Origin of the sequence: Gottfriedia sp. S16(2024), from assembly GCF_050473765.1 — a bacterium.
GTDB lineage: Bacteria > Bacillota > Bacilli > Bacillales > Bacillaceae_G > Gottfriedia.
The window spans coordinates 4,892,780-4,906,224 of record NZ_JBFLUO010000001.1 but is presented as its reverse complement, the minus strand read 5'-3'; the positions used below and the strand labels follow the sequence as shown (position 1 = coordinate 4,906,224).

Here is a 13,445-nt window from a genome sequence, read left to right as displayed (position 1 = left end):
ACCTAAAAGTAGAAACTTAGTAAAAAATTATTAAATTTAGTGTGAGCTAAATCTATGTTTTCTTACTTATTAAATTTAGTTTATAATAATAAATGGGAAAAAATTGGGAAAACGTTTATACAATAAATTATTAATATAATGGATATGTTTTAGTTTAATTCAAGGGAGGTAGTGTTGTTTTGAAAGTAATTGATCTATTAAATTTGTCAGAAGAACTAGGTGAATATTATTTAGCCAATTTAGAGGACAAATTAAAAAACCAATTAAAAATATTAATAAATGATTTAGAAAAGTACTTCGAAAAAAAATGTTTAAAAGAGAATAAAGTATTAAGTAATTCTGTTTATAAATCAATTCTTCCTTTCTCATATAAAACAAGAATCAAGTCAAAATTATCTATAGAGGAAAAAATAATTAGAAATGATATTAAATTGGAGAGCATCAATGAAAATGTGATTTTGGAAAAATTTGATGATTTAATTGGAATAACAATACTCACAACAACTATGGGATACCAAGATTTAGCTCTGGAATTTCTACAAAGTTTTATCGAAGAAAATAAGGAAACAATAAAATTGGTAAGTAGTAGTGATGAAAAGAAATCACTATTTAAAAATGATAGAATAGGATACTATCATATAAAATTAATCTATAATGGGTATCCAGTTGAAATTCAAATAAAAAGTATTTTTTTAAGTGCTTTTGCAGACATTGATCATTCCTTGTTTTATAAAGACCATGATATTCATGAATTAAAAAGTTATAATAAAAAGATTATGCACTCTTTAGCACCAATCTTAATAGATTTAGAGGAAATCTTACATGGAATATATACGCATGATAAAAAATACATAAAATCAGAGTTATTAAAGACAGAAATTTATGAATATTTAAATGGTAATAAGTCACAAATATTTTCTATTGAAGAAGAACAGGATAGAGGACGATTAAATTTTATTCTTAGTAGGGCAACAGAACTTTTATATGTCTATTATAAAGAAAAAGATGAAATGTTCGATAAATCAAAAACACCAAAGGGAATGGCAGAATGTAGAGATCTTAAGATAATACAATTTTTGTATAGTGATTCTATACCATATTTTGTAATATCGACGATCCTAGATGATGAATCAGACTTTTTTAGAAATTATTTATATACTGAACTAAAGAACGATCCATCTTATCATGAGAAAATACATCTTATTGATGATTATTTAATAAGATATTTAAAAAGCTTGGAGTATATAAGTGACACTGAAATTTTTAAATCATTACAATTAGAAAAAAATATGCAAATAAAAAAAATATTTGAAGTATTTGTTAATCTAACTGAACATTTTGATGAGAAATTTCAAGATTTATTGGATAATGAGGAAATAGAAGAAGATATATTAAACTTTGTAATTGCATGTTTAGTTATTCCAAGTTTAGTAAAAGATAGATCAGAACTAAAAATGAGTATTGGTCCCAAGGTTGAAGAGTATTTTAAGACTCAAGAAAAAGAAGAGTTAATTGATCTTGATTTAAGCGAAACAATTCAAGAGTATATATCAGAAAGGTGGAATAACAAGTGATTAAGGAGGCGTTTCATTATACACAGGGGAATCAAGTATTCTATTCTTCGGTCTTTTCTTATAAAGAAATAATTAATAGTTCCATAGTTTCAATATACTCTAGAGAAAATAGACTAGGTTATCAAAGGGCATTAAATGAAAGACATCTAAAGAAAATAGTCTTATCCTTAAAAACGGAGGAAAGTCCAATATCACCAACTTCAATTTTGTTAGGGATTGACCAAGATAATATTAATATTAAGCAGTTTAATAATGATACAATTTCGTTAGAATTTACTAAAAGTCAAGATGAAAACATATTCAGAATTATCGACGGTCAACATAGAATAATGTCCATAAAGAGATATATTCAAGAATTAATGGATAAAAATCTTTATAAAGATATAGAAGAAATTGAAGAGTATAAATTTTCTGTAATTATTATGCCAATCGGAACAGAAAATCGAATACGCGAAGTTGAAGTATTTCAATCTATAAATGCTAAAGCTAAACCATTAAAAACTGATCTTACTAAATTAGCTTTAATTAGATATGAGGAGTTAGAAAGGTTAACCAATATTGATTATTCAAAACATTTAGCGAATAGAATAATATTTAGTTTAAATGATAACGGATCATATGATGAGAATGAAAAGTTAGATTTTATCAAAAATAAGACTAATGTATGGAAAAATGCAATAAAAATTGATATTAATAATGATGATGAAATAGGTGTGATTGGTTATAGTGCATTTTATAAATCAATAGAACCTATATGTAAATTTTATGTTGAAGAAATTAGATCCCAAATTTTGAATGAAGTTACTTTTGAATATTTAGATGCTTTATTGAATGATTTGTCTGATCAGTTAACTTTTAATTTATTTATTCCAATGTGGGATATTATTAGTAATAAATGGAATGAGTGTTTTACGATTAACAAATTATCTTATGAGAATGAAGTATATTTTGACGAAGATTACTACATTCAAAAGAATATGGGGTTAAGACCATTACATCATATAATGATAGAGATTATTAAAAAAAATGAAAGTAGTAAATTGAATTATGATGTTTTACTTGAGGAGTTCAATAACGTAATTAATTTTTCTACTTTAAGTAGTAAGGATTGGAAAAAAGCAGGTAGATTCAAAGGTTTAAGTTCCGAGGCTGGTTTTAAACATATTGAAAATATAATACTAAATAAAAAAGATAGATAGAATTTTGACAAACAATATTTACAGGTGATAATTACTTTAGATTGGTATAAAATAGTACAAAGAAGAGTCATAAAATAGAGTTATGATAAGCGTTCTTTAAGAATAAATATCTAAGAAATAAACTAAATATCGATAATCTAGTCTTTACCAATAAATTAATCTAATTAATTTTTAATCCCGATATTTTGGGGTGTATGAACCTTCTAATGAATTTTAAATGAGTTTAATATTTGAAAAGATATTAGAAGTTACTAAGAAAAACAAGTATAGAGTTGAGATGAATGAAAGTTGGGCTCAGGTTAAGGATTCAATATATAAATTTTTCAAAATAAGTTAAAAAAAGTGCTTTCCCTAAGACCGTTTAACTGGATTATGGGACTGCGCTTTTTTATTATTTAATTTTATCTAGTAGTTATTCCCATATTCAATAAAAGTATTTTTTATGGAATGGTATATGAATATACTTAATATAGTAGTAATAAATAGTGGCATACTTGTCCTGGAACTGTTACCTAGAAAGGAAGAATATCTAAATGAAAGTAACAAATGATCAAAAAGATAAAGCAAAGCGATTGTTTGAATATTTAAAAGGAATATCAGAACTCAAAACACCATTAGTACGTGACTTAAACAAATATGAGAGTGTACTTTTTTTTAATGAAGTTCAAGATGAAGAAAAATGTCATTCACCTCTTCACAGCAAAGATAATTCAAATACAGATATTTGGCTAGAAATCAAGAAACCCAGTAAACCTCAAAAAATATTTACTCCTATAGAGCTGATAAGTTGGTTAGCGAATTATGATTTTATTGAGAACGAAAAACCTATATTATTAGAGACAATAGCTAATCCAGTTTTTAATATTGAAAATAATGATAACGAAGAACCTGAACTTTTATATATTTCAGATTATCCTCAAATTACCAAAATATTTGAAGAATATTACTCTGTTTGGGAACAGTGGTATGAAGAAGTAAAAAAATATAATGTAGTACAAGAAATTTACGATAAACTTTTTTCAATTCATCAATCTGTAAAAAAGATGGGTGAACAAATTGAATTAGTTGTGGCAACTGGTTTGTTAAATTGGAAAACAAGTGGAAATCAGTTAATTCATCGTCATATATTAGTAAAAAAAGTGGAATTACATTTTGATTCAGATAAAGGCATTTTTACTGTTGTTCCTTCTTCTAGTGGAGAATTAATAGAAATTGAACAAGATATGTTAGAAGTTGATAATAGATTAGATTTAAAAATGATGACTCAAATTAAGGAAAGTTTATTAGAATTAGAAGAAAATTTCTGGGATGAAGATGTTCAATTTAAAATTTTACGATCATTTGTTCAATCTATATCATCAGAGGGGGGATTTAATCAAGAGTTTGTAGGGAATTATAGAGAATTTGAAAATTTTCCTGTAGTTAACTATTCTCCAGCACTTATTCTTAGAAAAAGAAGTGAAAAAGGTTTTCAAAAAGCATGTTCTTTAATATTAGAGCAAATAGAACAAGAAAACACAATTTTGCCACAAGGAATTTTTAGAATTTTTGAAGAAATAAATGATTTTATCGAAGTAGATAAACATAATTCAAATATTAATTTAGAAAATGAGGAAATTTATTTTCCACTATTAGCGAATGATGAACAAAAACAAATTATTACTAATTTTAAATCGAGAGATGGGGTACTAGTACAGGGACCACCAGGAACTGGTAAAACGCATACAATTGCTAATTTAGTATCACATCTTCTTGCAACTGGACAACGTGTTTTAATTACAAGTCAGACTGCAAGAGCACTAAAGGTATTAAAAGGCAACTTACCAGAAGAACTTAGAGCTTTATGCGTGAGTTTATTAGGTAGTGATGCAAAATCATTTAAAGATTTAGAAGAAGTAGTTCAAGGTATATCTAATAAGAAAGAATATTGGGTTAGTAATGAAGCAAAAAAACAAATTAAAACAGAAGAAGAAAATTTACAATTATTAAGAGAGAAACAAGCAAATATACAATTCCAGCTAAGATCAATACGTGAAAAGGAAACATTTAAACATCAAATAGTTAAAGATAAATATGAGGGAACCGCTCAAAATATTGCTAATATACTTCATAAAAATAGCTTGAATTATATTTGGTTTAAAGATTCAATTGGTATAGATAGGGAATTAAAAGTAACTAAGGCTGAATTAATTGAAAGTATTACATTATTAGAAAAACTAAACGATGAAATTAAAGTAGAAATCGAGACTGATTTTCCAGATTATGATTTAATGCTGCCTAAAGAAAAATTTGAAGAATTAACAGAACTAGAAAATAGTTTAATTGAAAAGAAAAATGAGCTATCTCATTTTAATAATCCATTCTTTAATAATTATTCAACTTCAGAATTAAATGATCTCGTTAATTTTTCAATAGAATGTCAGTTAATATTAAATAATCTTACACGTAAAAATGTCTCGTGGATAAATAATGCTTTAATTGATTTAGTTGATTCCAAGTTTCTATTATGGGAAAGTTTTTATAAGGAATTAGATAATAAAATAAATCAAGCTGAAATTTTGATGGAACATTTTAATAATATAGATATACAAGGTATAAATAGACCAAGGCAACAAGTTATAAGTGATGCGAATGCTCTTAAAAATCATTTACTAGAAGGAAATGGTTTTGGATTTTGGATTTTTAAAAATAAAGTTATTAAAGAATCTCATTATATTATTGATAGTGTTAGGGTAAATGGGGCTAAATGCGATACAATCGAAACTCTTGAAAAACTAATCGGAACCTTAGAGTTAGATGATTATATTGAATCATGTAAAACATATATTCAACAACAAATGGAAATAACAATACCTGAACAGCCATCAAGATTAACAACATTAGTATATATTGGGGAATTAGTAAAGCCATTTGTTGAGCTTATTCAATTGAAAAATATTATTGATTCATATGAAAATCAGGACCTATTAAACACAGTAATTGAAAATAATAAAATAGATTCATTAAATTATAAAAAAACTATTAATGAAGCAAATTTAATTATTTCACAAAGAGAACTTGATGAGTTAAATAATATTTTTAATAGCCAAATAAATTTTCTTAAACAATTTGATAATACCTCTCATGAAGTTGTTCAGGAATTATTAAGCTCTTTCAAAAATAGAGATTTTAATTCATATAATAAAGCTCTAACAAAGCTTGTTGAATTGGATGAATTAGTTCAATCAAGTAAAAGATGTGAAATGCTTATGAATAAAGTAAAAGAATCATTGCCAAAATTATATGAATCTATCTTAATTAACCCGGAACCGCAAATTTGGGAAAGTCGACTTAATAATATTTCTGATGCATTTGATTATGGAAAAGCTAATACTTGGTTAAAAGAATTTTTAAATCGATCAGAGTGGGCTTTATCTAGTCAGTTAAATGAAACAGAAGAGAAAATAAGTAATACAATTAAAAAGTTATGCGAATTAAAATCTTGGGATTCTTCTCTATCAAAAATGACAGATAAACAAAGTACACACTTAATCGCTTGGTCAGTTGCTAGAAGAAAAGCTGGAAAACAAACAGGAAAAAATGCTCCTAAACATTTACGTGATGCAAGAAAACATATGGATGAATGCCGAGATGCTATCCCTGCTTGGATAATGCCACTTTATCAAGTATTTGATAATTTTGAAATAAAACCAAACATATTTGATGTAGTAATAATAGATGAAGCGAGCCAATCTGGACCAGAAGCTGTAATATTACAATATTTAGCCAAAAAATTAATTGTTGTGGGTGACGATAAACAGATTAGTCCAGAGTATGTGGGAATTAATAGAGATAAAGTAGAATATTTAAGAAAGGAATACATTTCTGACTTTAAGTTGGGTGATTTATTAGATATAGAGAATTCGTTTTTTGATCTAGCAAATTCACTTTTCCGTGGACGTATTACATTGCGGGAGCACTTTAGGTGTATGCCTGAAATAATAGGGTTCTCTAATAAGATCAGTTATAGTAATACACCATTGATTCCTTTAAAACAATATCCACCAAATCGATTAGAACCTATTATTACTCGGCATATACAAAATGGAAATCGAATTGGTAAAGGACAAAAAATATATAATGAGCCTGAAGCGAAAGCAATTACAGAAGAAGTAATAAACTGCATAGCAAAACCAGAATATGATGGAAAAACTTTTGGGATTATTAGTTTACAGGGAGAAGGTCAAGCTAAGAAAATTGAATCAATGCTATTAAAACAAATAGGTGCTGAAGAATTTGAAAAAAGAAGCTTAATTTGTGGTGATTCTTATGCTTTTCAAGGTGATGAAAGGGACGTAATTTTCATTAGTTTAGTAGCGGCCCCAGGTGATACTGGAATGAGAGCCTTAACTTCTGAAAAAGATCGTAGAAGATTTAATGTTGCTGTAAGTCGTGCTAAGGAGCAATTATGGTTGTTCCATACACCTACAGTAAACGATTTTAAAAATAAAGAATGTTTACGATACCAATTAATTACTTATTGTGAAAATCCTGATCAATTAGAATTAATAAGCAATCGTGAAAAATGTGAGTCTGTCTTTGAGAAAGATGTTTTTGATCAAATTGTTAACAGAGGATATAAAGTAATTCCTCAATATGAAGTATCTGGATTTAGAATTGATATGATAATCGAAGGTACAAAGGGTCGCATTGCTGTTGAATGTGATGGAGATCACTGGCATGGACCAGATCGATATGAATATGACATGAATCGTCAGCGAATGTTAGAGCGATGTGGTTGGACTTTTTGGAGAGTGCGAGGTAGTGATTATTACTTTAATCCAGAACAAGCAATGGAATCACTTTGGCGTTTATTGGATATGTATGGTTTAAACCAGGAAGACGAAGGAACAGTTACTAGTATTACCGAAATAAATGAGTCATTTAATTTTCAAAATGATAAAGTAGAAACGGGTTATATAGTTCATGAACATGAGCAAATTTCGCTTTTCGATGACGAAGAATTAACAAAAGTAAAACAAATGTGTTTATTTGACGATATTTCAAATGATTTGGATTTAGATTCAAATACACTAGAAGAATCCAATGTAAATCATACTTTGACCAAACAAATAAAGTCAAAAATAGCTCAGACTTATCCTTATAAAGATAATGATGAAAAGAAAATTACTAAAGATGTTTCGAACTCTAATTTTATGAATTTAATTGAGTATTTTAGCAATAACGGATTCGAAGTAATTGATAAAAGAGAAAAAGGTGGAAGTTTATGGATTGTAGGTGGAGATGAGATTAAGCCGTATATAAATCAACTACAGAAAAAGAAAGTAAAATTTTCATATTCTCAAAAAGGTGGTAAAGCAACAAAGAATCGACCTTCTTGGTTTACTAAGGATCCAAGATAGAAATAAATGTGAACATATAAAGAACCTACTCAATTTTCTGAGTGGGTTTTTTTATATAATATTTTTATTGAAAAATAAATTAATATTAGATAGTTCTTTCTATATAAGTAAAATAGGAAAAAAAGTATATTTATTGGGATTATGAAATGAGGAATAGTATATATTGATTAATAGCAATTTTATATAATAAACCTGAGGGAATGTTTTGAAATGGAGATGAAATCTTTGATAGAGAAGGTCTTTTTTGAAATGGCCAAAAGAAATAATGAAATTAAAACATTAGGTGAGAAAAAAATAAATTGGATTACTAAGGTTGATGATAAAGGTATTTATATCGAAACTGAATCATCTAGAGAAAAATATAACAGAGGAGAAAAAGTAAATCCATTTGAAATAATAACGTTTGATTATATTTTACAAGGTTGGCAAGAGTTTATTAATCGTAGGAAAATCACAGCAAAGGAATTCGATAAGGCTAGAGGCAGAAGTTCATTCCTTATGGCTTTTTTTGCACAACTTCCTTTCATTGAAGTTTCAGCTATAAATAACACTATTTCTATTAAATTAAAAGAATTTCAAACAGATGAAATACCTTGTGAGCAATATCATAAAGTCAAAACATTTATAGACGAAGTAAATTCAGGAAAGTATGATCCGAAACAACTAAGTACTCAAACAAATGGTAATTTATATCGAGTAAAATCTAAAAGTCGACAGGATTCACGGCTATTAGGTTTCATTGATGAATTTAATGAAGTTAACAAGACTCAAATGTTTGGGTACATAGAAGCGGAAGATAAAGATGAGTTTATTAAGAAGATTTTATTAAATCAAGGTTATTTTAGAATTTCCCTTATTTACTTGGATTTATTAAATGATCTACCGAAAAAGGAAAAGAAAAATGCGTTAGAAGAATTAGGGATGCTTACTGTATATAATTCTAAAGGTGATAACCTAATGGTAGAGTCGGTCGCAAAAGAAAGAACACATAATCTATTAATGTGGTTAGAGAAAACAAAACTAATTGATCAAAATTGGTGCACAACTGAAAATTTCTTTGAAACTTTAACAGCTAAGGAGAATGTTATGAATACAAATATTAGAGGTAGCTTAATTAAAGTTATGAATGAATACCTTGCTGCTAAAAGTGAAGGGAGTGGTGGTCATCAACTTGGTTCATTTATTAGAAAGGAAATTCCCGAAGAATTCTACAGGCTTCCATTTATTAATACCTCACAGTATGTTGTTACAGGTTCTATAGGTAAAGGTAATTGGGCTTTTGTGCCATGGGTTGCTATCATGAACCAAAATATTACTGATTCTACTCAAAGAGGATACTATATTGTATACCTATTTAGTGAAGATATGAAAAGGGTTTATCTCACTCTGGCTCAAGGGGTTAAAGAAACTTCAAAAGAAGAAATGAGAAAAATAAAAGCAGAAATTCGAGATTCTTTTTCTTTGTCTAGTAAAGTTAGAAAAGATGATAACATTAACCTAGGAAGTAGCAAAAAAGCAAGAGACTATGCTTTGTCTACAGCTGCTTATATCGCTTACAACATAGAAAATATGCCAGATGAAAGTGTGTTAGTATCCGATCTAGAGGAAATGGTTCAGATATATGAAAATTTCATTTTAATAAAAAACGGAAATCAAACTGGGGTAGAATATATGAATCCAACAGAAAGTGAAAGCTTTGTTAAAGATAAGAAAAATGATTACATACCGTCTAAAGAATTAATCGAACATATCTATTCCTATATTAAGAGTAAAGGTTTTATCTATAGTAAAGAAGAAGTAATAAATTTATTTCTTTCACTTAAAACAAAACCATTTGTAATTCTTTCAGGAATTTCAGGTACTGGAAAAACAAAAATGGTTCAATGGTTTGCAGAAAGTTTAGGCGCAAATGAGGGAAACGGTCAATTTACATTAATTCCAGTTCGTCCCGATTGGAGTGATGGATCAGATTTACTTGGGTATGTAGATATAAAGGGAGAATTCAAGGTGGGACCACTAACAAGAGCAATTAAAGCAGCGAATGGAAATCCAAACTTTCCTTACTTTGTTCTTCTAGATGAAATGAACTTGGCAAGGGTAGAATATTATTTTAGTGATATTTTAAGCGTTATGGAAAGTCGGAAGTGGGAAAACGGTGAAATTATTTCTTCATTAATATTATCTAAAGATATCTCTGGTGAAGATATTACACTTCCAAACAATTTATATGTAATTGGAACAGTCAACATGGATGAAACTACTCACCCTTTTAGTAAAAAAGTATTAGATAGAGCGAATACAATTGAATTCAACCGAGTTGATTTAGGAAGTCTAAATTTTTTATTAGAGCTAGATGAGGTTGAACCTGTTGAAATCGGACAAAATCAACTTTCTTCTAAATACTTATATTTGAAAGATTTGTATAAGAAAAATAGTGAGCTAGTTGAACGAGTGACAAATGAAATCGTGAAAATTAATCAGGTGCTCCAAGGTATTAATGCCCACGTTGGTTATCGTGTAAGAGATGAGATTTGCTTTTACGTTTCGTATAACGAGGAAGGAGACTTAATGCCATTTGAACTAGCTTTTGATCATTGCATTTTACAAAAAATTTTACCTCGAATAGCAGGAAGTGATACACGTGTAGAACTAGTATTAAGAGAGTTATATAAACTATTTACAAATACATTATTTGATGAAGAAAACGAGCTCATTGAACTTGACCTTCAAAACGCTATATATCCAAATAGTACATCCAAAATAGTAGAGATGCTCAGGAGGTTAAGAGAAGATGGTTTTACTTCCTTCTGGATCTCTTGAGGACGTTGAAATAGTAAAAATTGAAACTGAGGATTTTTCGTTAGTTATTAAGGGCAAACCATACCATGAAAGATATGAAGGATTAAAGCAATATCAGATTATGGATTTTCATGATGTCATGCAGTTTGTAGTACATGGAGATAAGATTCAAAAAGTTCAACTCTTTGATATTGAGAAAATGGAGCTCAATGAAGTAACTAGTATGAGACCTATCTTTTTTGAGAATGGTGTCTACCAAATCATTGTGATTCCAAAGGATGATATTAAACTAGAGTTTTATCACGAGCATCCCGGACTACGTAAGGCGATCACTAGAGTAGAGTTAGGTTCAATCCAAATGTTAATGGGAAACTTACTGTTTCAGAACGAAGTAGGTTTAACTACATTCGAAATACGTTCAGAAAACAAGAAATTATTAGAAGTTACTTTAGAGATCTTCCCATCGAAGCTTGACTATAAAAATGACTATAAACGACTCTTAGAAGAAGTAAACGATGAGATTTATAATTTAGCTTTTCACTTTATTCGTAAAACGTTTTTGGGAGCGAAGATAAAGTTAGAAGGAAAGCCTTCAAGAACCGAATTTTATAGACTAATTAACAAGCATTTTAAAAGTTTTATACAAGCAATTGATCGAATTGAGAGTCAACCACACCATCAATTAAGAAAGACATATGAAAAAGTACGTGGAGATCAACTATATAAGTTAGATACGAAAAGTCGAAATTATTTACAAAAAAGAGCCCACTTATTTATAGAAGTTGACAAAGGTATATCAATTCAAGATAAAATGTTTATGCCAATGAAAGGACTAAGAGCCAAAAAAGAATTAACCTTTGACACTTTGGAGAATAGATATGTGAAATTAATGATTGAACGTCTTGTACACAAACTCTCAGATTTATTAGAAACCCTGACGGTACGCAAAAATCGATGGGAAGTTGAGATTGACCTTGAATTAGTAAATAAAATAGAATCAATGATCAAACATTTAGAAGGAAAACTGAAAAATCCTTTTTGGAAAAACATCCAAAAATTAGATAGATCTATTATAAGTTTAGTTCTTCAAATGGCACCAGGTTATCGTGATGCATTTCAAATATTCTTAACAGTCTCTAAAGGTTTAATGTTACAAGGTAAGTTCTATCAAATGTCTGTTAAAGATGTAGCAACACTTTACGAGTACTGGACGTTCCTGAAAATAGGTCAAATTCTTGATAAAAAATATGAGCTAATAAACCAGAATATAATAAAGGTCAATCGTGAAGGACTGTTTGTTAATCTTCAAACCAATAGTTCCGCTAAAAGAGTGTATATTCATCCAATAACTAAAGAAAAGATTATTTTAACATATCAGAAGTATGAAAGTAGATTACCAACTATCCCGCAAAAGCCTGATATCATGCTAAGTATTGCAAAGAAGGGGATAGAATATTCATACAATTATATATTTGATGCAAAGTATCGAATTGATTATGCTCAAAATGATAGTTATTATAAAAATCGTTATCTTAGTCCGGGGCCACTAGAAGAAGATATTAATACGATGCATCGATATCGAGATTCAATTGTGGCATCGAACAATGGGCCATTTGAAAGGACTGCTTTTGGAGCATATGTATTATTTCCATGGAAGAACGAAGATCTATTTCAAGATCATCATTTTTATAAAAGTATAGATGAAGTCAATATAGGTGGCCTTCCGTTCTTACCTAATGCGACCGTACTTGTGGAAAAGTTTATAGAAGGACTTATTGAAAAAAGCCCAGAGGAAATTCAACAAGAAGGGATATTACCTAGGGGATCACTTGACAATTGGAACTCAACTCTGGATGAAAAAGTGTTGGTTGCATTAGTTTCCAACAATGAAGATTATGTTAACTTCAGTCAACAGGGACACTTTCAAATTCCTGTCGCCAAGTTGAAAATGGGATGGCAAGAGGTTAAATATGTAGCATTATACGTTAAGAGTGGTATTACTTCGGAAAATGGAGTAATTAAATATGGAAAAATTACATATATCAAGCCTATTACAAAACGGACTTCAGATTATATGAGGTTTGAGGTTGAAAATTGGATTAATTGTAACCCTATTATTAAGCCGGTGAACTATGGGATTGCTGGATATATAATCACGACATATAGTTATTTTAAAGAGGCTAAAGAACTACCCGAATTGTTCATGAAGTCCAAGGAAGAATTAACTATTTGGAGAATGTTAAGAAGGATATCCGACAAGATCGTCCTTAATTTGGATGTTTCGTACTTGGATCATGCCTCAAGAATAGAATCATACAAGATAAAAGATATTTCAATTAATATAAATAAGATAGATAGAATAATTATATTCTCTAAGTTAAATAGGGAAAGACTTGTTCCAATCGAGTTATTAAAGAAGACACCATCAGCCGTTTTTAAAATTTTATTGGAATTTATAAGTGAGTAGTTTG

5 protein-coding genes are annotated in these 13,445 nt (G+C 28.8%); all 5 read left to right on the top strand.

The genetic code is table 11. From position 1 onward, the window contains the following. Positions 1-179: 179 nt before the first annotated feature. Positions 180-1,574: a hypothetical protein gene (locus AB1282_RS23765; protein ID WP_429900716.1), complete on the top strand. Its 1,395-nt coding sequence runs from the start codon at positions 180-182 to the stop codon at positions 1,572-1,574. Beyond that, positions 1,571-2,773 (top strand): DGQHR domain-containing protein, encoded by a 1,203-nt coding sequence (locus tag AB1282_RS23760; RefSeq protein WP_429900714.1) that lies wholly within the window; start codon positions 1,571-1,573, stop codon positions 2,771-2,773. Before AB1282_RS23765 ends, AB1282_RS23760 begins: the two co-directional genes overlap by 4 nt. A 533-nt stretch (positions 2,774-3,306) precedes the next feature. Further along, positions 3,307-8,175, top strand: coding sequence for an AAA domain-containing protein (locus tag AB1282_RS23755; protein ID WP_429900712.1), 4,869 nt, complete (start codon positions 3,307-3,309; stop codon positions 8,173-8,175). 225 nt (positions 8,176-8,400) lie between these two features. Beyond that, complete coding sequence (locus AB1282_RS23750; RefSeq protein WP_429900710.1) at positions 8,401-10,995, top strand: MrcB family domain-containing protein; 2,595 nt, start codon at positions 8,401-8,403, stop codon at positions 10,993-10,995. Continuing rightward, a complete protein-coding gene (locus AB1282_RS23745) occupies positions 10,967-13,441 on the top strand; it encodes a DUF2357 domain-containing protein (protein WP_429900708.1) in 2,475 nt (824 codons plus the stop codon). The genes AB1282_RS23750 and AB1282_RS23745 overlap by 29 nt, the downstream gene beginning before the upstream one ends. Positions 13,442-13,445 lie beyond the last annotated feature (4 nt).